The sequence below is a fragment of the Guopingia tenuis genome, from assembly GCF_014384805.1.
Taxonomy (GTDB): Bacteria; Bacillota; Clostridia; order Christensenellales; family Christensenellaceae; genus Guopingia; species Guopingia tenuis.
The window spans coordinates 781,815-803,225 of record NZ_JACRSS010000001.1 but is presented as its reverse complement, the minus strand read 5'-3'; the positions used below and the strand labels follow the sequence as shown (position 1 = coordinate 803,225).

At 55.9% G+C, this 21,411-nt stretch carries 18 protein-coding genes, 1 pseudogene and 1 other annotated feature; of the genes and pseudogenes, 11 read left to right on the top strand and 8 right to left on the bottom strand.

Annotated elements, in window-relative coordinates; translation table 11 throughout:
• Window positions 1-43: 43 nt before the first annotated feature.
• The 3 genes from murA (at window position 44) to H8693_RS03855 (ending at window position 3,404) form a co-directional block, all read left to right on the top strand.
• On the top strand, window positions 44-1,294 hold the full coding sequence (gene murA / locus H8693_RS03865; RefSeq protein ID WP_249279856.1) for a UDP-N-acetylglucosamine 1-carboxyvinyltransferase: 1,251 nt from the start codon (window positions 44-46) through the stop codon (window positions 1,292-1,294).
• 127 nt (window positions 1,295-1,421) lie between these two features.
• The gene (locus H8693_RS03860) at window positions 1,422-2,084 is read left to right on the top strand and encodes a DUF3592 domain-containing protein (protein ID WP_249279855.1); all 663 of its coding nucleotides are present in this window, start codon (window positions 1,422-1,424) and stop codon (window positions 2,082-2,084) included.
• Between the two features lie 39 nt (window positions 2,085-2,123).
• Window positions 2,124-3,404: a cell division protein FtsQ/DivIB gene (locus tag H8693_RS03855; protein WP_249279854.1), complete on the top strand. Its 1,281-nt coding sequence runs from the start codon at window positions 2,124-2,126 to the stop codon at window positions 3,402-3,404.
• Window positions 3,405-3,446: 42 nt separating this feature from the next.
• On the opposite strand, the gene H8693_RS03850 is transcribed toward H8693_RS03855, so the two are convergent.
• The 5 genes from H8693_RS03850 to H8693_RS03830 form a co-directional block, all read right to left on the bottom strand.
• On the bottom strand, window positions 3,447-4,079 hold the full coding sequence (locus tag H8693_RS03850) for a Vat family streptogramin A O-acetyltransferase (RefSeq protein ID WP_249279853.1): 633 nt from the start codon (window positions 4,077-4,079) through the stop codon (window positions 3,447-3,449).
• 93 nt (window positions 4,080-4,172) lie between these two features.
• Window positions 4,173-4,946, bottom strand: a complete 774-nt coding sequence (locus tag H8693_RS03845) for an ABC transporter ATP-binding protein (RefSeq protein ID WP_249279852.1) — start codon at window positions 4,944-4,946, stop codon at window positions 4,173-4,175.
• Entirely contained in the window at window positions 4,939-5,826 is an 888-nt protein-coding gene (locus H8693_RS03840; protein ID WP_249279851.1) for an ABC transporter permease, read from the bottom strand. Before H8693_RS03840 ends, H8693_RS03845 begins: the two co-directional genes overlap by 8 nt.
• Window positions 5,827-5,903: 77 nt before the next feature.
• Entirely contained in the window at window positions 5,904-6,938 is a 1,035-nt protein-coding gene (locus tag H8693_RS03835; RefSeq protein WP_249279850.1) for an ABC transporter substrate-binding protein, read from the bottom strand.
• A gap of 72 nt (window positions 6,939-7,010) precedes the next feature.
• Window positions 7,011-7,251: a binding site (T-box leader), on the bottom strand.
• Window positions 7,252-7,314: 63 nt separating this feature from the next.
• Window positions 7,315-8,307, bottom strand: a complete 993-nt coding sequence (locus tag H8693_RS03830) for an alpha/beta hydrolase (RefSeq protein WP_249279849.1) — start codon at window positions 8,305-8,307, stop codon at window positions 7,315-7,317.
• Between the two features lie 22 nt (window positions 8,308-8,329).
• Between H8693_RS03830 and H8693_RS03825 the strand changes: the two genes are divergently transcribed.
• The 8 genes and pseudogenes from H8693_RS03825 (at window position 8,330) to putP (ending at window position 18,787) form a co-directional block, all read left to right on the top strand.
• The gene (locus H8693_RS03825; RefSeq protein WP_249279848.1) at window positions 8,330-9,208 is read left to right on the top strand and encodes an aldo/keto reductase; all 879 of its coding nucleotides are present in this window, start codon (window positions 8,330-8,332) and stop codon (window positions 9,206-9,208) included.
• A gap of 794 nt (window positions 9,209-10,002) precedes the next feature.
• Complete coding sequence (locus H8693_RS03820) at window positions 10,003-10,926, top strand: DMT family transporter (RefSeq protein WP_249279847.1); 924 nt, start codon at window positions 10,003-10,005, stop codon at window positions 10,924-10,926.
• Entirely contained in the window at window positions 10,923-11,372 is a 450-nt protein-coding gene (locus H8693_RS03815) for a GtrA family protein (protein WP_249279846.1), read from the top strand. The genes H8693_RS03820 and H8693_RS03815 overlap by 4 nt, the downstream gene beginning before the upstream one ends.
• 405 nt (window positions 11,373-11,777) lie before the next feature.
• Window positions 11,778-13,532 (top strand): annotated as a pseudogene (gene aspS / locus H8693_RS03810) (aspartate--tRNA ligase); the annotation flags it as partial.
• Window positions 13,509-13,868, top strand: a complete 360-nt coding sequence (gene gatC, locus H8693_RS10785; RefSeq protein WP_407926343.1) for an Asp-tRNA(Asn)/Glu-tRNA(Gln) amidotransferase subunit GatC — start codon at window positions 13,509-13,511, stop codon at window positions 13,866-13,868. The pseudogene aspS and the gene gatC, both read left to right, overlap by 24 nt.
• A gap of 14 nt (window positions 13,869-13,882) precedes the next feature.
• A complete protein-coding gene (gene gatA, locus H8693_RS03805) occupies window positions 13,883-15,319 on the top strand; it encodes an Asp-tRNA(Asn)/Glu-tRNA(Gln) amidotransferase subunit GatA (RefSeq protein ID WP_249279844.1) in 1,437 nt (478 codons plus the stop codon).
• The gene (gene gatB, locus H8693_RS03800; RefSeq protein WP_249279843.1) at window positions 15,316-16,737 is read left to right on the top strand and encodes an Asp-tRNA(Asn)/Glu-tRNA(Gln) amidotransferase subunit GatB; all 1,422 of its coding nucleotides are present in this window, start codon (window positions 15,316-15,318) and stop codon (window positions 16,735-16,737) included. The genes gatA and gatB overlap by 4 nt, the downstream gene beginning before the upstream one ends.
• 475 nt (window positions 16,738-17,212) lie before the next feature.
• Window positions 17,213-18,787: a sodium/proline symporter PutP gene (putP, locus tag H8693_RS03795; protein WP_178621970.1), complete on the top strand. Its 1,575-nt coding sequence runs from the start codon at window positions 17,213-17,215 to the stop codon at window positions 18,785-18,787.
• Window positions 18,788-19,168: 381 nt separating this feature from the next.
• On the opposite strand, the gene H8693_RS03790 is transcribed toward putP, so the two are convergent.
• The 3 genes from H8693_RS03790 to H8693_RS03780 form a co-directional block, all read right to left on the bottom strand.
• Window positions 19,169-19,375: a hypothetical protein gene (locus H8693_RS03790; RefSeq protein WP_249279842.1), complete on the bottom strand. Its 207-nt coding sequence runs from the start codon at window positions 19,373-19,375 to the stop codon at window positions 19,169-19,171.
• A 238-nt stretch (window positions 19,376-19,613) separates the two neighbouring features.
• On the bottom strand, window positions 19,614-20,762 hold the full coding sequence (locus H8693_RS03785; protein ID WP_249279841.1) for an acyltransferase: 1,149 nt from the start codon (window positions 20,760-20,762) through the stop codon (window positions 19,614-19,616).
• Between the two features lie 47 nt (window positions 20,763-20,809).
• Complete coding sequence (locus tag H8693_RS03780; RefSeq protein WP_249279840.1) at window positions 20,810-21,379, bottom strand: SLOG family protein; 570 nt, start codon at window positions 21,377-21,379, stop codon at window positions 20,810-20,812.
• Between the last annotated feature and the right edge of the window lie 32 nt (window positions 21,380-21,411).

Below are 21,411 nucleotides of genomic sequence, written 5' to 3'. Positions count from 1 at the left end.
TCCCCTGGAAACGGGTGATTTTTGATATCGAGGTGTCGGCGCTATGGGTAGATTCATCATCAATGGCGGCATTCCGCTGCGCGGAGAAGTCGCGGTCAGCGGCGCAAAAAACTCGGCCCTCCCGCTTTTGGCAGCCTGCCTTTTGACGGAGGAAGAGGTTGTATTACATAATTGCCCCCGCATCGGGGATGTTTTCAGCATGCAGGGAATTCTGGAAAAGCTGGGGGCCCATGTCCGGTTTTCCGGAAATACCATCTGCGTGGCAGCCAAGGAGATTGAAACGGTGGCCATGCCGGAAAAACTCTCCAAAAAAATCCGCTCATCCATCTTCCTTTTGGGTTCCATGCTGGGCCGGATGCGCCGGGCGGTGTTCCAATATCCCGGCGGATGCGAGATCGGTGCGCGGCCCATCGACCAGCATTTGGACGCCCTGCGGAAGCTGGGCGTGGAGATCGAGGAGGAGATGGACACCATTCATTGCCGGACGGAGGTGCTGCGGGGCGCGCATATCCGCCTTTCCTATCCCAGCGTGGGGGCGACGGAAAACGCTATCCTGGCGGCCATGCTGGCAGAGGGGACGACGACGATTGAAAACGCCGCCCGGGAGCCCGAGATTGTCGACCTGCAAAACCTGCTTCTGGCCATGGGCGGAAAGATCCGGGGCGCGGGAAACAGCCGTATCGTCATCGAGGGCGTCTCTCGCCTTCATGGGGCCGAGCACACCTGCATTCCCGACCGGATCGAAGCGGGAACCTTTCTTGCGGCCGCTGCTGTGACCCGGGGAGAGCTGCGCCTTCTTTCGGTCAATCCCGGAGATGTCCGGGGAACCATCGACATCCTCCGGGGTGCGGGAGCGCGCATCCGCGAGGAGGAGGATAGCCTCTGGATCCGCGTAGGCGGGCGGCTGGAGCCCTTTCATCTCACGACGAATCCCTATCCGGATTTTCCGACGGATATGCAGGCCCAGATGTGTGTGGTGGCGGCGCTCTGCAATGGAGTCAGCCGGATCACGGAAACCGTGTTTGAGAACCGGATGCGCCATATAGACGAATTAAAAAAAGCAGGGGCGGAAGCGGAAGTCAAAGGCCACAGCGCCTATATCAGCGGCGTATATTCCCTGCATCCTGCGGATTTCACGGCAACCGATCTCCGGGGCGGGGCGGCGCTTGTGTTGGCGGCCTTGGCCGCCCAGGGGCAAAGTACGGTTTCCCGCATTGAATATATCGACCGGGGCTATGAGGCATTGGAATATAAGCTGAGCAGCCTGGGGGCGGATATCCGCCGGGAATGCTAACATGCTTCCGGAATATGGAAAAGGGAAGGCCCGAGGGGGACTTTCCCTTTTTTTTGTTATAGTGTATAATATAGAATTAAACCCGGAAGGGACGGAATAAGAGGGACATCCCCGGTGAGCGGCGCCTATGAAAACGAAAATTAGCATACTGCTGCTGTCTGTCAGCATTGTCTGCGGAATCATCCTGTTGTTTTTCGGAATACGGGATACCTCCCGCCAAAATGAGCTTCATCGGGATTTTGAAGAGACGCTGGGATTTCTTTCCGGCAGCCGCGTCTATTCCAGCGATGCAGAGAAAACTACCTATACTCTCATATATTCCTATCAAGTGGATGGCAGGGAATATACGGTTTCCACCGAATATGGAACGGGAACGGTACCAAAGCAGGGGAGCCAGAGAACGGTTTGGTATAATCCCTCCCGCCCGGAAGAAGCGGTGCTTGCCGGGGGAGGCACGGGAGAGCTTTTTCTCTTTATGGGCGGCCTGTTCCTGGGAGTTCCGTTGGTAATCCTGTTGGGGATACTCGTTGCATCCGGCCGCTTTGCGGAAAACGGCTTTCTGCACTGTGCCTTGGATATCGGAGTGGGCGTTGTGCTCATGGGCGCAGGAGCCGGAGCGCTGTATATCATCGGCGGGACGCTAGATCTGGGCAAAATATGGGAGACATTTGCGCCGCCGCGCGTGTTCCTGCTGCTGATCCCCGCTCTGATGATTCTGGCGGGAGCATTTCAGATGGTCAAAAGCATTTTTCTATGGGCGAAAAGAGTTCCGGGAAAACGGAATACATAAGCGGATGAACTGTATCGCGGGGGATTATAAGAGGAAGCTATGGCAAAAAAGAAAGGCACGAACAACTTTTTAGACGCGGAGCCGGTTCCCGCAAAAAAAGGAAAGAACGGTACCCGGCTGCCGGAAAAAGCGCGGCAGGGTGAGGTTCGTGCGCCTCGGAAGAAGGAAAAAACGGTTTCCGGGAAACCGGCGGAGCGGCCAAAGGCGGCTGCACGGCAGACGGCGGAACAAAACCTTTCCCAAAGCCGCCGCCCGCAGGAGCCGGGGCGTTCTCAGGCCTGGCCAAAAGCGGAGGGAGCAAGGAGACGCGCCGAAGCTCCCCGGGCCCGGGGCAGCCAGGTTTCCGCCGGAACAGGCCGGAGCCGTTTGGCGCAGGAGGATTCCTGGGCCAGCCGCCGGGTGGAGAGCAGCCCGGCCCGCCCCGCAAGGGAAAAACCGCTGCGCCGGATGGAAGAGGAGCCGGATCTGCCCATAAAAAAACGGCGGCGGATGAGCGGCCGCGGCGTGGTGATTCTGCTGCTGACCATCGTTCTTCTGGGCGGATTGGGATTTCTCGGCTACAAATATATCCGGGCGGAGCAGATCATCGTCCGGGGCAATCAGAAGCTGAGCAGCGAATATATCATCGGCCTTTCGGGAATCAAAACCGGGACGCATGTGTTCAACGTCAACAAGGATCTGGCAAAGGCCGGCGTTGAGGCGGACCCGTATCTCACTCTGGAAGGCATTGAATATACCTTTCCCAACACCATCACGCTGGTGGTCAGCGAGCGGCAGGGAACGGCCTGCTTCGAGTTCCGCGGCGCCTATGTGGTGACGGATTCCACGGGCTTTATTCTCGAAAGCTGCATGGAGAAGGATCGGCCGGATCTGCCCATCATTGAGGGCATTAACGTGACGGAATTTGCCCTGGGGGCCAAGATCCGCACGGACGATACCTATAAACAGGACATCATGACGACGCTTCTGGAAACCTTTGCCCAGTATAATATGACAGACAAAATCGCACGCATGGATCTGGAGGATGTCAACAGCATTACACTGGTGCTGAAAAACGGAATGAATGCCAATTTTGGGCAGGCGGATAAAATAGAAGAGAAGCTGGCCTGGCTCGCCAATATCCTTCCCGTGCTGGAAAGCGAGGGAAAAACGGGCGGCACCATCGATATTTCTTCGGTGGATATGCCCATCTATGTGCCGCCGGAGGGAACCGCCGAGCCGGCCGCGACCACAAATCCGACAGAACCCGCCGCAAGCCCGGCAGTCAGTCCCGTGCCCGACGATCCGGCCCCATCGGATTCTCCCCAGCCGGAAGAATAGAAAAAAAGAAAAAGCCCCTGGCATTGCCGGGGGTTTCTCATGTCAGTCTGCTATTTTTCGGATTTTCTGCAAATCTTTGCTGCAAAGCGCGTCCATATTTCGAAAAATCTTCTCCGCGTCCCAATCCCACCATTTCAGTTCGAGCAGATAGGAAATCAGTTCCTCGTCAAACCGCCTGCGAATTTCCCTGCATGGGTTTCCGCCGGCGACAGCATAGGGAGGAATATCCCTTGTGACGACGGAATTTGCCGCGATAACAGCGCCGTCCCCAATATGAACCCCGGGCATGACTGTCACGTTTTGCCCGATCCAGACATCGTTGCCGACGACTGTATCGCCCTTAAAGGGCAGATCCTCTATGCCGGGCGTGAATTTCTCCCATCCGCCGCCCATGAGGTTGAAGGGATAGGTCGTTACGCTGTTCATCCGGTGGTTCGCACCATTCATCACGAATTCAATGCCCTTTGCAATGGCGCAGAATTTCCCGATGATTAGTTTGTCGCCCAAAAATTCATAGTGATGCGTAACGTGCTCTTCAAACCGTTCGGCGCCGTTGCTATCGTCATAGTATGTATAGTCTCCCACAAGGATATTCGGCCGGGTGATGACATTTTTGATGTATACTACCTGCCGGACGTCTGCGTTTGGATATATGCTGTTGGGGTCTGGTCCCATCCTATTTATTCTCCTTTGCATCTATGGTTCGCTTCCGCTCGTGTTGGCGCTTATGGATCAAAAAACAATAGGATGCAGCGCCCTCGCCTGGCTTTAATTCCCGCATTCGATGCTGATCTCGTTGAAGAGGGAAAGCAGGGAATTCACGGTAAGGGCCTGTTTTTCCTCTCCGCTTTTATCCAGAATTACCTGTCCCTGGTGCATCATGAGCATACGGTTGCCGTATTCCACGGCATAGCGCAGGTTATGGGTCACCATGATGGTGGTCAGTCGTTTTTCTGCGACGATCTGCCCTGTCAGCTCCATGATCCGCTCGGCGGTCTTGGGGTCCAGGGCGGCGGTATGCTCATCGAGAATGAGGAATTCGATGGGAGTCATGGTAGCCATCAAAAGGGAGAGGGCCTGCCGCTGCCCGCCCGAAAGATTCCCCACGGGGACATTCAACTTATCTTCCAGTCCCAAGTTCAGGGAATGGAGCATTTCCTGATAGGCCTCTTTGCGCTTTTTGTTGATGCCGAAGCCCAGGTTATAGGGCTTTCCCTTGTTATCCGCCAGCGAGAGATTTTCCAGGATGGTCATGGAAGGGCAGGTTCCAAGAGAGGGGTCCTGAAAGACCCGGCCGATCCTGCGGTGCCGCTTATGGCTGGGAAGGCGGGTGATATCCGTGCCGCCGATGCGGATGGAGCCCTGTTCCACGCCGATGCTGCCGCAGATGATGTTCAGAAGCGAGGTTTTGCCCGAGCCGTTGCTCCCCACCACCGAGACAAAATCGCCGTCTGCGATGGTCAGGTTAAAATGACGGAAGAGACAAAGCTCGTTGACCGTGCCGGGGTGATAATATTTGGAAATATTGCTGAGTTCAATCATGGAGTTTCACCTTCTTTTTGCCGCCCAGACGTCCCAACACCAGAATGGCCAGGAAGAGGATCGCCGAGACCAGATTCATATCCGTCGGGTCCAGCCCGCAGGATATGGCGATGGCCACACAGGCCTTATAGAGGATCGAGCCGATGAGGACGGTGGTCGTCGCCTTCAGGAAAGACACGTTTTTGAAGAGGTTGGTGCCGATGATGACCGAGGCCAGCCCGATGACGATGGTTCCCGTGCCCATGGAAACCTGGAAAAAGTGCTGGTATTGGCACATGACGCCGCCGGCCAGGGCAACCAGGCCGTTGGCCAGCGCTAGGCCCAGAATTTTCACGCTGCCGCTGTCCTTGGCAAGGGTGGTCACCAGCATGTTGTTATCGCCCACGGCCCGGAGAAGAAACCCGGATTTGGTCTTCAGATAGAGATCCATCAGGATTTTGCAGAGGAGCACCAGAAGGAAGAGCAGGATGATAGGGACATAGGCGCTCATTTCCGCCGGGAAGATGGAATTCACAAGCGGGTTGGAGAAAACCGTGTTCATGTTGAAGATGGGGACATTGCTGGAGCCTGCGATATGCAGGTTCACGGAATACAAGGCCGTCATGGTGATAATGCCCGAAAGCAGATCGCGGACATGGCATTTCACATGGATCAGCCCGGTGATTGCCCCGGCCAGCAGGCCCGCCAGAAAGGAGAGAAGGAGGCAGAGAAAGGGATCCCAGCCGTTGGTAATCAAAAGGGCGGTGAGAGCCGCGCCCAGGGGAAAGCTGCCGTCTACGGTCAGATCCGGAAAGTCCAGAATCTTATAGGTGATATAGACGCCCAGCGCCATGATGGCATAGATCAATCCCTGCTCAAAAATTCCAAGGACAATGGTCATGATAACAACTCCTTATGGAAAAATACCACAAGGCGGGCGTTTCTGCCCGCCTCATGGGTGATTTTTGTGTGTCGTATTCAGGCGGCGGCTTCCTGCACCCTGTCTTTCAGGGACTCGGGAAGGGTCAGACCCAGCTTTGCCATCGCCTCGCTGTTGACATAAAGGCTGCTGCCCTCGATGACCTCATAAGCCATCTGGTCGGCGGTCGTTTCCCCTTTGAGGACCTTGGCCGCCATGGCGCCGGTCTGCTGGCCCAACTTGAAGTAATCCAGGCCCTCTGCGGCCACGCAGCCCAGCTTCACCTGCTCGATCTCACTGCCGAATACCGGGATGTTCTGGGCATTGGCCTTGTCGAGAATGAGGGCCAGCGAGCTTACTACCGTGTTGTCCGTCAGGTTGGAGAGGCAGTCTACTTTGGGCAACAGGGCGTCCACCGCCATGGGGATTTCCGTCGTGCTGTTGACGCCGCTGGTGACGATTTCAAAGCCATATTCCGGGGCCAGCGCCTGGTATTCCGCGATGCAGGATTCCGAGTTGACCTCGCTTGTGGTATAGAGAATGCCAATGGTCTTTGCTTCGGGAAGGATCGCGCGGATGGTCTTGAGCTGTTCCTCCACCGGGAGCTTATCGCTGGTGCCGGTGACGTTGCCCGTGGGCATTTTGTCCTCTCCTGCCAGCATGGCGGCAACCGGGTCGTTGACTGCCGTATAGATGACCGGAATGTTGGCCTTGCCCGCCGCATTATAGCAGGCCTGGGCCATGGGGGTGGCGATGGCGCAGATCAGATCCGGATTTGTCCCGGCCAGGGCCGATGCGATCTGATTATTGAGCCCGCCGTCTGCCTGGGCGTTTTTGTATTCAATGGTCAGATTTTTCCCTTCTTCAAAGCCCGCCTGTTTGAGCCCGTCGATGAAGCCTTCCCGGCAGTTATCCAGCGAACCGTGCTGGGCATACTGGGCGATGGCGACGGTATAGGAATCCTTGGCGGCGCTTTGGGATTCCTGCGCAGCCGAAGAGGAGGGGGAGGCGCTGTTCTCGGCGGGAGCGCCGCATCCGGCAAACAGGGCCAGGGCCATAAGGAGAACAAGGGTCAGTGCTGTTGCTTTTTTCATGATGTTTTCTTCCTTTCTCATCTAAACTCATCTCATCTTTTTATAAAAAAAACGTCTCATACCGATTCTTCGGTATGAGACGGATGAAACAGATTCATTCGCGGTGCCACTCAAATTGACTGAAAAGTCCGCTTTTCGCATACTATCATATGCGTTTTCCTGATAACGGGGTGGAACCCGTCGATCCCTACTCTTTTGTTCAGGACCGCCCTTGGAAGGCCATTCACCCAATTTCCCGCCGCCGCGTTTCCACCATCCGCCGCTCTCTCTGGGAAGGAATCAAAGGGCTACTTTTCTTCCGCATCGGTTTTTCTATGCTCCTACTATATGCGCCTTTTTAAAAAATGTCAACCATTTTTTTGCGGAATCCGAAAAATTACAGGCCAAGACTATCGAGAAACCGGGAAAGAGCATCGCGGCAGAGAGCTGGTGCATGGCTCCGGGCCGCGGCATGGCGGGCGCCGGGAACTAGGAGCAGCTCCTTTTTCCCGCTCGCGCAGGCGTGGAAGAGCTCCTCCGCCATAGCTGTGGGGACGAAATGGTCCTCCTGCCCATGGAGAAAGAAGATGGGAACCTCCGCCCGGGCCACGGCATCCAGAGGGGAAGCGTCCGTGAGGCTGTATCCCGCCAGCAGGCGGCAATAGAGATTCACGAGAGGCAAAAGCAAGCCTTTGGCCCAGGAATGGGAATACTCCTGCCCGGCGAGATAGGCGCACTGGGCATAGGCATTGGTATAGGCGCAGTCGCTGACAACAGCCCGGAGATTTTCCGGCGGATGCGCTCCCGCGGCCAGAAGCACTGTGGCTCCGCCCATGGAAACGCCGTCCAGCAGGATACGGCAGTCTTTCCCGGATCTTTCCCGGATCCAGCGCATCCATTCCAAAAGATCGTCCTTTTCCAGCGCACCCATGCCAATCCGGTGGCCACCGCTCTCTCCATGGGCGCGCTGGTCGATGAGCAGAAGATTGTAACCCCGGGCATAGTAGAAGGGGGCGTCGGAGAGGCGGGATTTCCATATGGAGTTATAGCCATGCGCCAGGAGTACCGTAGTTGGAGAATCCTGGGAGAAGAAATGGCCCCGGAGGGTGGTGCCCCCGCAGGAAAGACAGACATCCTCGCCCGGATGCGCTTTCAGCCAGAGAAGCCCCTGCTCATGGGCCTGGGCACGGACCGGGTCGTTTCCATGGCAGTCATAGGGTTTATTGCTCCGACGGCGGATAAAAAGCCGGCGGTAGACGGCGTAGCCTGCCGACAGATAGAGCGCCGCCGAGAAGATATAGAAAAACTTCCAAAGGGTTGCCCAGCTCCTTTTCGTGTTTTTTTCATTATAGCAGATATGCCTTTGCGGGGAAATATGGTATACTGGCAAAAAGGACAGGAGGGATGCGGATATGGAAAACAGCAAAGAAGCGTGTGCCGGGCTGGTTGTCCGGCTTCCGGATGGGGCGTTCATGCCCCGGCTGGGCCAGGGAACGTGGAAAATGGGGGAAAGGGCCGGGCTTTGGGAAACCGAAAAGCAGTCTATCCGCCGAGGGATTCAGGACGGCATGACGCTCATCGATACGGCGGAGATGTATGGTTCCGGGCGCTCGGAACAGCTCATCGGCGAGGCCATCCGCGGCATGGATCGGAACGGCCTGTTTCTCGTCTCCAAGGTATACCCCCACAATGCCGGGCGGCGGCATATGAGGGAAAGCTGTGAAGCATCCCTAAAGCGGCTGGGCACGGAATATCTTGATCTGTATCTGCTCCATTGGAGGGGCGGTATTCCTCTCCGGGAGACTGTGGAATGCATGGAGGAACTTCAGGCGGAGGGAAAAATCCGGCGCTGGGGCGTCTCCAACTTTGACCGGGAGGATATGGAGGAACTTTGGCGCGTCAGAGGCGGAGAAAAATGCGCGGTAAACCAGGTGCTCTATCATCTGGGTTCCCGGGGAATTGAATATGACCTGCTCCCCTGGATGCGGGAACGGGGCGTGATTCCCATGGCCTACTGCCCGGTGGCACAGGGCGGCAGCCTGCGGCGGGGGATGCTGCAAAATGCGGCCGTGCAGGAAATTGCCCGGGCACACCAGGCCGCGCCCATGCAGGTGCTTTTGGCGTTTTTGCTGAAACAGCCGGATATCGTGGCCATTCCCAAGGCCAGCCTTCCCGAACACACCGAGGAAAATGCCGCGGCGGCGCTTATAAGGCTTTCGGATGACGAATGGAAGGCCCTTTCCGATGCCTTTCCCGCGCCGGATCACAAGACAGCGCTGGACATGCTCTGAAAGTGGCTTCCGCCTTGTCTGGCGAAGATTCTGTGGTATAATGAACGCACGGCATAAACGGAAGGGCAAAGCCCTCCCGAAGCCTGGGCGTTCATTGACGGCTACCATAGCCGCACGATGCGCGGCAAAGACCTGGTATAATGAACGCAGCCCTCGCCGGGCGGGCGTGACTTGTTTGGCGGGGACTGCGAATGCTGGCGTGTAAAGGAAAGAAGGGTGTATTCCCGAAACGGGGAAGCCCTAGCCGGGCAGGCACGACCATGGCAGTATGTGCAGGAAGGAAGTCCCTCCGGCACAAAAAAGTCTGGAGGGTCACGGAACAATCCCCCCTTGCCGGGTGGGCATGACCATGACGGTATGTGCGGGCGGGCAATCCTGTCGGCACAAGATAATATAGACGGCCCGGGAACAATCTTCCTCATTGGGAGGAAAGAATTCTGGCAAAATAAGAGGAAGAATTCCCGGTGCAAGGGAAAGGGATTGGTTGCGTGAAAAAATTTCCCTATTAGAAAGGCAAGGCCCCAACAAAACAGCTTCCGCCGCAAAGGAAAGACAGCGAGCGGTGCAGAACGAGACTTTTGCTGGAGGGATGTGGCTTTGGGATAATGGAACTCCCGGCGTTTTGAGAAAAGACGATGCATGGGCAAATGGAAGGAATGCAGGGCCGAACAGCGGCAAAAAAATAAAAAATGCCTGCGTCCCCGAAAGAGAATGCGGAACTGTTTCCAAGCGAACAGAAAATAAAACCGAAACGGACGGGCAGGGAAACGACAGAATGAAAGAAGAGACAGAAGATGGAACAACAGGCAAAGCGGCGGGGATGGGCAACGGCGGCGCTCTTTTTGACGGCGGTCATTTGGGGCGGCGGCTTTTTGGTGGTGAAAACCTCCACGGATGTGTTCCCGCCGGCCTATCTTTTGGCCATTCGCTTCAGCCTGGGCTGCCTGGCTCTGGCGGCGGTATTTGCAAAGCGCCTGCGGAAAATCGATAAAGCACTGCTCTGGCGGGGCGCCCTTTTGGGAACTTTCCTGTTCCTGGGGTATTATATCCAGACCGTGGGCATCATGGATACCACGCCCGGAAAGAGTGCTTTTCTGACAGCGATCTACTGCATTCTTGTGCCCTTTCTCTATGGAATCGTGGATCAATCCCGCCCGGAGGGCAAGGCGGTGGCGGCGGCTGTGCTGGGCGTGGCGGGCATTGGGGTGATCTCGCTGGACAGCGGGCTTGCCATTGGCCGGGGCGACGCGCTTACACTGGTGAGCGGTGTATTTTTTGCAGTGCATGTGGTGAGTGTGGCCCGGCTGAGCCGGGGACAGGACGTGATTGTGCTGACCATTCTGCAATTTGCGGCAGCGGCAGCTCTTTCCTGGGTCACTGGGCTTTTGACAGAGAGATTCCCGGTGCAGATTCCGCCGTCCGCCTTAGGCGGTATGGCGTTTCTGGGGTTTGTGGCTACGGCATTGGGGCTGCTTTTGCAGAATGTTGGGCAGAAATACACCCATCCGGCGGCGGCTTCTCTGATTTTGAGCCTGGAAAGCGTGTTCGGCGCTCTGTTCTCGGTGGTGTTTTATGGAGAACAGGCGACACCGCAGCTTTTGCTGGGTTTTGGGCTGGTGTTTGCCGCCATACTTCTATCCCAGCTCCCCTTTCCCGGGCTGCATAGGCGGGGAACGGCGCTGGAAACCGGCAGAATGGCAGGGAGGAATGAGAGATGAGAGAACTTTTCCGGAAATACAGGGAAATTATATTATATGTGTTTTTCGGCGGATGCACCACATTGGTGAACATCGTCGTCTATTATGCCATGACGCGGTTTCTGGGTGTGGGGGAATATGCCAGCAATGTGACGGCCTGGATTCTCTCCGTGCTGTTTGCCTATGTCACCAACAAAATCTGGGTATTTGAATGCAGATCTCGGGAAGCGAAGGTGCTGCTGCGGGAGATGGGCTCCTTTTTCGGATGCCGCCTGCTGTCCCTGGGGCTGGATATGGGGGTGCTGTGGCTGGGCATTGAAATCCTCCGTATGAACGACATGCTGGTGAAGATCCTGTCTAACATTCTGGTTATCATTGTGAATTATATCGCGAGCAAATTTTTCATTTTCAAGAAGAGCCGGCAGAAACCGAAAATGGAGAAGAAATCCGGATATGATGCAGAATAAAATTGATAATACGCGATATACTAAAAGCGGAATAAAGAAAAATAAATAAATTTTTGCAGGAAATATATTGACAATCCTGCAAAATTGCATATAATAGTAAAAAAGCAAACAAAGGCGGGGAAGGGAAGAGTAGCCCAAAGAGCAAGCCCAAGAGAGCCGGCGGATGGTGAAAAGCCGGCGCGGATCTTTGGAGGAAGAACATCCCGGAGCTGCCGCGCCCAAAGGCAAAGCGAGTAGGCGCGGACGCAGGCGGAGCGTGAAAGCCGCGTCCCATGGGAAGCCGTGGGAAAAGAGAGGGCCGTTTTTCGGCCGGATGTGGGTGGCACCGCGGAGAGCGCAGCTTTTCGTCCCAGCGAGGGACGAAGGGCTTTTTTATTTCTATTTTTAAGAAAAGGAGGAAGGGCCATGCAGCGGACAAAATATTGCGGGCTGTTCGGTGAAGAGGATGTTGGCAAACAGGTCACGGCCATGGGCTGGGTACAGACCCGGCGGGACATGGGCGGCGTGATTTTCCTGGATCTCCGGGACAGGGAGGGGATTTTGCAGGTGGTCTGCAATGCGGCGGTCCTGCCGGAGGAGATGTTCGCCCAGGCGGAGCATCTGCGCAGCGAGAGCGTCGTTTCGGTCAGCGGAAAAATGTACATCCGGGAGGAAGAGACATATAACCCCAAGCTGCCCACGGGAACCGTAGAGCTGCGGGCGGAAAGGCTTGTGGTGCTGTCCGAAGCCGAAGCCCTGCCGTTTCCCGTGGAAAATGAACTGCCGGTCCGGGAGGAACTGCGGCTGAAATACCGTTTCCTGGATCTGCGCCGCCCAGTTATGCTGGAGAATCTGCGGTTCCGGCATAAAGTCCAGCGGGTGGTGGAGGAATATCTGGATGGGGAGGGGTTTATTTCGGTGGAGACCCCGATGCTCACCAAGAGCACGCCCGAAGGGGCCCGGGACTATCTCGTTCCCAGCCGGGTGCATCCCGGGAAGTTTTTCGCCCTGCCCCAGTCGCCCCAGATTTTCAAGCAGCTTCTGATGGTGGGCGGCGTCGATAAATACTACCAGGTGGCCCGGTGCTTCCGGGATGAGGATCTGCGGGCCGACCGCCAGCCGGAGTTTACCCAGGTGGATATGGAGCTTTCCTTTGTGGAGCAGGAGGATATCCTCGTCCATCTGGAAAAGCTGTTCCGCCATGTGTTCCGGGAGGTTCTGGGCCGGGAGTTTTCCGAACCCTTCCCGCGCCTCACCTGGCAGGAAGCCATGGATACCTATGGCTCGGATAAGCCGGACCTGCGCTTTGGGCTTCCCATCGTGGATGTGACAGAAATTGCGAAGGAGTGCGGCTTTTCCGTGTTCTCCAAGGTGGCGGAGGCCGGCGGCGCCGTGCGGGCCATCTGCGTGCCGGGCAAGGCGGATTTTACCCGGACGCAGATCGAAGAATTGACGAAAAAAGCCTTTTCCTATGGCGCCAAGGGCATGGCCTGGATCGCCATCCGCCCGGACGGGGAGCTGTATTCGGTTTTAACCAAATATTTTTCAAAAGAGGATATGGACGCTCTTTTGAAAAAGGCCGGGGCGGGGCCGGGGGACTTTCTTCTGTTCTGCGCGGATAAGCTCGCCGCTGTCCGGCGAACGCTGGGGGGCCTGCGGCTGGATCTGGCGGAAATGCTGAATCTGCGAAAGGAGGGCGATTATCGCTTCCTGTTCGTCACGGATTTCCCCCAATTTGAATATTCCGAAGAGGAGGGCCGCTATATCGCGACACACCATCCCTTCACCATGCCCTATCCCGAGGATCTCCCCTATCTGCAAAGCGATCCCGGCCGGGTGCGGGCCCAGGCATATGACGTGGTTTTAAACGGTATTGAGCTGGGCAGCGGCAGCATGCGGATCTATCAGAAGGATGTGCAGAAAAGGATGTTTGAAGCGCTGGGCATGAGCGAGGAGCGTATTCGGGAACGGTTTGGCTTCATGGTGGACGCTTTCTCCTTTGGAACGCCGCCTCACGGCGGGTTTGCCTTTGGCCTGGACCGCCTGGTAATGCAGATGGTGGGAGCGGCTTCTCTGCGGGATGTGACGGCTTTCCCCAAACTCAAGGACGCCTCCTGCCCCTTAACCGGCGCGCCGGACAGCGTCGATGCAGAGCAGCTGGAGCTTCTGCATATCTCGCTGGATGACGCGGCCGCTGCGGCCGGCGGAGCAACGCCCAAAGCGCAGAAAAAAACGGCGCAGATCGATGTAGAGCATGTGGCAAAGCTCTCCCGGCTGACGTTGGCTCCCGAGGAAAAGGAGCGGATGCGGGGCGAGCTGGAGGCAGTGATTGGCTTTTTTGATGAATTGGGCGGAGTGAACACCGAGGGCGTCCCGGAAACCGCCCATGTCGTCCCCCTGAAAAACGTGTTCCGGGAGGATGTGGTTCACCCATGCGCATACAGCCGGGAAGAGCTGCTGGAGAATGCGCCGGAGGCGCGGGAAGGATATATCTATGTCCCCCGGGTCGTGGAATAAAGGAGGAAAGCAGAATGAAAGAGATTTGCAAAATGACGGCGACCGCATTGAAAGCCGCCATGGAAGCGGGGGAGCTTTCCTCCCGGGAGGCCACGGAGGCCTATCTGACGGCGATTGAGGAAAGGGAAAAGGATATCCGAGCCTATCTCACAATAACCCCAAAAACGGCTCTGGCCCAGGCGGATGCGGCGGATAAACGCCGCGGAAGGGGAGAAGCCCTTTCCCCGCTGGATGGCATTCCCGGCGCCATCAAGGACAATATCTGTACTAAGAATGTGCGCACCACCTGCGCTTCCCGCATGCTGGAAAACTTCGTTCCGCCCTATGACGCCACGGTTATGGGGAAACTTTCGGGTATTGCCATGCTGGGAAAGCTGAATATGGACGAATTTGCCATGGGTTCCTCCACGGAGAATTCCTTTTATCAGATTACTCATAACCCCCGGGATCTTTCCCGGGTGCCCGGCGGAAGCTCGGGCGGCAGCGCGGCGGCGGTGGCGGCGGGGGAAGCCGCCTTTGCCCTGGGCTCGGATACCGGAGGCTCCATCCGCCAGCCGGCGGCTTTCTGCGGCGTGGTGGGTTTGAAACCCACCTATGGCGTGGTTTCCCGGTTCGGGCTGATCGCCTTTGCCTCTTCCCTTGACCAGATCGGGACGCTCACCCGGGACGTCCGGGATGGGGCGCTCCTATTAAATGCCATTGCCGGACACGATCCCAAAGACGCCACTTCGGTCAAACGGGAATACAGCGATTTTGGCGCGCAGATTGGGCGGGAGATCCGGGGCATGCGCGTCGCCCTTCCCAAAGAATATTTTGGCGAGGGGCTGCATCCGGAGGTGAAGGAAGCCGTGCTGGCGGCGGCGAAAAAGCTGGAGGGACAGGGGGCGGAGATCGTTGAAACCTCGATGCCCAGCCTGGAGCACGCCCTTGCCGCCTATTATGTCATCTCCTGCGCGGAGGCTTCCTCCAACCTGGCCCGGTTTGACGGTGTCAAATATGGCTTCCGGGCGGAGGGCTATGAAAATATAAACGAGCTGTATGATAAGAGCCGCAGCGAGGGCTTTGGAAGAGAAGTCAAGCGGCGCATTCTTCTGGGGTCCTTCGTATTGAGCGCGGGTTACTACGATGCCTATTATAAAAAGGCCATGCAGGTGCGGACACTGGTGAAGCGGGATTTTGACCGGATTCTTTCGGAAAACGACCTGATCCTGTCGCCCGTCGCCCCCACAGCGGCCTATAAAATCGGGGAGAAGATCGACGATCCGCTGACCATGTATATGGGCGACGCCTATACCGTTCCCGTCAACATTGCCGGGCTTCCGGCCGTCTCCCTGCCCTGCGGAACCGACGGGGCCGGGCTGCCCGTGGGTGCGCAGCTCATCGGAAAACCCTTCAGCGAGGCGGAAATTCTCCGCGCTGCATACGTTTTGGAAAAGGAGGCCGCAATATGAAACCGAATTATGAGATGGTGATTGGGCTGGAAGTCCATGCCGAGCTGAAAACAGAGACGAAAATATTCTGCAGCTGCTCCACGGCTTTCGGCGCCGCGCCCAACACCCAATGCTGCCCGGTCTGCATGGGCATGCCGGGGACGCTGCCCGTCCTGAACGAAAAAGTGGTGGAATATGCCGTGAAGGCCGGCCTGGCCACCCATTGCCGGATCGCCCCTTTTTCCAAGGAGGATCGGAAGAATTATTTTTATCCCGATCTGCCCAAGGCCTATCAGATTTCCCAATACGACCTGCCCCTTTGCTCGCAGGGCTATTTGGAAATCGAGTGCGGCGGGAAAAAGCGCATCGGCATCACCCGCATCCATATCGAGGAGGATGCGGGAAAGCTGGTGCATCAGCCGGATGGCGGAACGCTCTGCGACTATAACCGCTGCGGTGTGCCCCTGATCGAGATCGTCTCCGAGCCGGATCTCCGGAGCGCAGACGAGGTGGACGCCTATCTGAAAAAGCTCCGCTCGATTCTCGTGTATACCGGCGTTTCCGACGGCAAAATGCAGGAGGGGTCGCTGCGGTGCGACGTGAATCTGTCCGTGCGCAAAAAAGGCGCGGCGGAGTTCGGCACCCGGACGGAGATGAAGAACCTGAATTCCTTCCAGTTCATCGGCAAGGCCATTGCCTATGAATTCCGCCGCCAGGTGGAGGCGCTGGAGGCTGGGGAAAGCATCGTGCAGGAGACACGCCGGTTTGACGAAAAGACTGGGAAAACCTATTCCATGCGCTCCAAGGAGGACGCGGACGATTACCGCTATTTCCCCGATCCGGACCTGGTTCCCATCGAGCTTTCGGAAGAATATGTGGAACAGGTGAAAAAGACCATTCCCCGCCTGCCGGATGAGCGGAAAGCAGCGTATATGGAGCAATACGGGCTGAAAGCCGCGGATGCGGAAAACCTGGTGAGCGAGCGGGAAATTGCAGATGCCTTTGAGGCGGCGGCGAAACAGACGAAGGACGCCCGAACCCTGGCGCATCTCATCCTTTCGGAAGGCTTCCGTCTGCTGGGGGCGGGGGAAACGCAAATCCCCATCGCGCCGGAACACCTGGCAAAGCTGGCGGATCTTTTGGCGGAAGGGCGCATCAACAACGCCACCGGCAAGAAGCTGTTCGCCCAGCTCTGGGAGCGGGACGGCGATCCAGCGGCACTGGCAGAGGAACAAAACCTCTGGCAGATCAGTGACGAGAGTGTGCTCCGGCCGCTGGCGGAGAGCGTCCTGGCGAGAAACCCCAAAACCGTGGAGAGCTATCGCTCCGGAAAGGTGCAGGCGATGCAGGCCCTCATCGGACAGACCATGGGCGCGGCGGGCGGCCAGGGCAACCCGGCGGTTATCCGCAGAATCGTGGAAGAGCTTTTGAAGCAATAGGCGAAAGCCGCTGATAGAAAAACAGGCGTATGGAAAACCGGCGCCTGTTTTTCTATGCCGGGAATATTCTGCCGGACCCAAACGGAATATAGAAGATTGTCGCCCTGGGCTGTTGTTTCGCATTTCGCCAATGGCTTCGGCGGATATTCTGCCCGGCAGCAGATGAAAACAAACGGAAAATGATTTGGCAGCTCCCCATGGCATACGGGAAAGAATGATTGATAATGATATATGCCCGGCCTGCCGGAAATGGAAAGCGAAGCGGGAAAGGGGAGAACAGCAAAAACACGAAAATATGGTTTCGGGGAAGATTTACGGCAAAAATAGCTGTTTTTTCTCGAAATACCGGGGAAAAGTGTATTTTTTCCTTGCGCTGGCCGCCATATTTTACTATAATAAAAAAGATCATTCGAAATTATAAAAATGCAGATGGGCGGGGAAGGGATTCCTTTTGCTTTTTTCTGCGGGAGGAAACATGGACGGAAAAACGCTGCAAATCTTTATCGCCATGGTCGTCTATATTCTGGCGGTCATCGGCATCGGCCTGTATTATATGAAACGGGCTAACAAAAATTCCGAAAACTTCTTTATTGGCGGGCGCGGCCTGGGTCCCTGGGTGGCGGCCATGAGCGCCGAGGCATCGGATATGAGCGGCTGGCTTCTGATGGGCCTGCCGGGCGTGGCCTATTGGTGCGGCCTGGCGGATGCTCTCTGGACGGCGGCCGGTCTGGCGATTGGAACGTATATCAACTGGCTGATCGTGGCGCGGCGGCTGCGGCAGTATTCTGTGATAGCCGGGGATGCCATCACGATTCCGGATTTCTTCTCTAACCGCTTCCGGGAGAAGAAAAAGGTCATCATGATGATTGCGGCCATTTTCATTCTGGTATTCTTCACGGTCTATGCCGGGAGCTGTTTTGTCACCTGCGGCAAGCTCTTCAGCACCCTGTTTGGAATGCCCTATCAGGCCATGATGATTGCGGGCGCTCTCTTTGTTATCATTTATACCTTCCTCGGCGGGTTTCTGGCGGAGAGTGCTTCGGATTTCATGCAGGCCATTGTCATGATTCTTGCCCTGAGCGGAGTGCTCATTGTGGCGGTTTCTGCGGCGGGCGGCCTGGATGCGGTGATGAACAACATCAAAAGCATTCCCGGGTTCTTTGAATTCTTCGGCATCGCCAATCCGCAGACGACGGCGGAGGGCGTGCAGATCGTTCAGGCCGGGGCTCCGGTATTCGGTGCGGCGGGAGAATATGGCTTTTTGAAGGTGGTATCCACCCTCTCCTGGGGCCTTGGCTATTTCGGCGTTCCCCAGGTTCTGCTCCGGTTTATGGCTATCCGCAAATCCAGCGAATTGAAAAAGTCCCGCCGGATTGCGACGGTATGGTGTGTGATTTCCCTCGGAGTGGCGGTATTCCTGGGCCTGGTCGGCCGGGTGATCTATCCCACCGAGCTTCTGACCTCCAGCACGGCGGAAAATATTTTCATCGTAATTTCCACCAACCTTCTGCCGCCCCTCATCGCAGGCATCGCTATGGCGGGCATATTGGCGGCGACCATCAGCTCTTCGGATTCGTATTTGCTGATCGCGGCATCTGCCGTTTCCAAAAATATCTTCCAGGGGATCTTCAAGAAGGATGCCACGGATAAACAGGTCATGATCATTTCGCGCATCACGCTTCTGGTGGTTGCGGCCATCGGGATCATCATTGCGCTGGATGAAAACAGCGTGATCTTCACCATTGTATCCTTTGCCTGGGCCGGCTTCGGCGCGACCTTTGGGCCGTTGCTACTGTTCTCGCTCTTCTGGAAGCGGACGACGCGGGCGGGCGCCATCGCCGGAATGCTCTCGGGCGCGGCTACGGTGTTTATCTGGAACCTGCTGGTCCGGCCTCTGGGCGGCGCGTTTGATATCTATGAACTGTTGCCGGCATTCCTGGTTTCCTGCATCGTGATTGTGGTGGTTTCCCTGCTCACCAAGGAGCCGGAGGAAGAGATCCTCTCGGATTTCGCCAAGGTGAAGGAAGCTTTGAAGGCAAAGGCGGATTGACGGTTCCTTTGGGCGGACAAAAAGAAAAAACAGTAAAACAGTGCGGTTTTCGGCCGCGCTGTTTTTGATTTTATAGGAAAGGGAAGGGGCTCCAGGGTATGGGAGCGGCAGTGCGCCGATAGCAAGAAGCCGGCGAAGGGCAGGGGGAATGGCCGGCTTTCCGCAGAAGAAAACCAGGATGCCTTGCAGCGCAGCAGGAAAAGGCAACTTTACCCGCACTCCCAGCAGAACAAAAGGATGATAAAATAAAAATACTCATAGGTTGGACGGAAGAACAAAAACTAAAAGGGGATCTGCTCATCGGGTCCCCTTCGCCGCGCGTTTATTTATGGATATAAGGGCTATTGTCGGATATCCTGATGGTGAGTGCAAAAAAATTTTCTATCCGGGGTTTTTGGCGTTTTGGGAAGACGCAGCGATATCAGCCGGCTGGATCGGGCCGTTTTTATATTCGAAGCTGTCGATAACGCTGCGCATCATGACTTCAATTTCCTTGTTTTTTGACCGGCCGTGATATTGGGCGATATACCCGAATTTCTGCATGACCATGGAATCAATGCGAATCAAAAGGGCGTGCTTTTTGCTCATGGAACCCACATCCTTATACAAAATTTTATCTGTATTCTATCTATAAAATTACGAAAAAATACTTATAAGATATTGTAAAGATAACTATTTAATATCATAATTGGATGAATTTCCCAGATATAAGTGTTTGGAACCTGTAAAAGCGTCGCCAAGGCAGAAACATATTTTCTAAAAAAGAGGTTTCAGATAAAAAGGGGAAACAAAAACAGCCGGGATTCCAGCTGTTTTTTAGATGAGTTTATAGAGCGGATTCGCCCTTGATCTGCAGATGGGCTGTGACTTTTTTCCAGGGAATTCTGCGGAAGGGCCAGGCAATGGCTTTTTGTATCCAAAGGAGAAGCTGGGAAAACAGCGCGGAGCAGATAAATACCAGCGGGACGATCACCGGATAGTAATTCAGGCGCAGCGGCACGCTGGAAACTGCGGCAGCGAGGCGGGGATAGAAAATGTTGTCAAAGATAATGGAGACAAGATAGATCCCCAGGGACAGCTCGGATATTTTGGTGAATAAGAGCTGGAAAAAACGGGGGATGCGCGTGGTTTTTATCTGAAGAAGGAGATGGAACAGCAAAACGCTTTCGATCAGAATCGGAAAACCGCCCCAATCGGTTGCCAGCGTAACCTGGAATGGGCCGGGGGTGCTGCGATAGAATTGGAAAGCCCCAAAGGCGGCAATGCAGGCGGCAAGGGCCAAAGCCGTCTGCCAGGCGCGGAGCTTCAGCCCATATTCCTGAAGATAGGCGCCGATGAAATAATAGGTGAGCGGATAGAGAAGAAGCCACCAGGCGGGCACAATGCGCTGAAAGGAGGAAGCGCTGCTGGGAAGCTGCCAGAATCCGGGAGTATGCCAGTCATAGATATTGAAAAGGCTGGGCAGCGTAGTCAGGGCCAGGAGAGTGACTATCAAAAGCATTTTCTGCTTCTGCCCCTTAAGCCCCCGCCACATGGCGTTGAGAAAGGGGATCAGAAGAAATAACCCGATATACATTTCAATATACCAGCCATATCCGCCGAATCCCAAAATCTGAAGGAGATATTTTCGCAGGGAGACCGGTGCGCCGGAGAAAAGGGAGAGGGAAACCTGATAGGCCAGCGCGGCCAGGATATAGATTCCCAGGGTTTTCAAAATTCCCTTATAATATCCCTTTTTAAGCTGCTTCTGGTGCATGAGATAGCCGGTCAGCATCAGAAAGAGAGGTACGCAGACCATAAAAGCCGTGCGCATCAGCGTCATGAGGAACATCCGCCCGCCCTCCATGCTGGCTTCATAGTATTGGATGTGGGAGAGGAAATGAACGGAAATCACACTGAATGCGGCGATGCACCGGATGATATCCAGCCGGAGATCCCGTTTGCGCGTCATGGGTTTTTCTTTTTCTGGTTTCAAAATAATCATCCCCTTGTCATGTTTCAAAATGCGGATATGCGGACTTCCTATAAAGGAAATATATTAAGAATGGATGCGATGGACTCCTTGTGGGGCCAGGAATACAGCCGCCGGGTTTTCGGATCATATACCAGCCGCTTCCTCTGTTTCTGCACGGCATACGCATAGGTTTTCTGCGTTCCGCCCGGGCTTCCGTCGAAAATAGAAAGAAAATGGCCGCAGGCGTCCACCATTGCCCTGTTTCGCATATGGTAACTGGAGAGGGAGTATCCGGCAGAAAAATACCGCGGCGGTTCGGACTGCCGCAGAATGGCGTGATAGCGGGAATAATAGGCGGTTCCCGGTTTCCCCTCCTGCCCGGGGAAAGGCACCATGGGATAGAGGCGGATGCCCAGGGACGGCTGTTCCATGGCCAGCGCGAGAACTGTCTCGGCGAACCAGATATCCGCGCCCCGGGCCATGCCGCAGTAAAAATGCGTGCAGCCTTCCCGGAGCTTTGAGCACACCATTTCCCGGAGCAGGGCACGGAGCTGCTGCCCCTCCGGACTTTGCTCCGGGGGAAGCTTATCCGGCCGGTGGCCCGAAAAGCAGCAGGAATTCGATAGCTGTGGCTGCATGGCCTTCTCCCTTCTCGGATTTTTAACCGCGG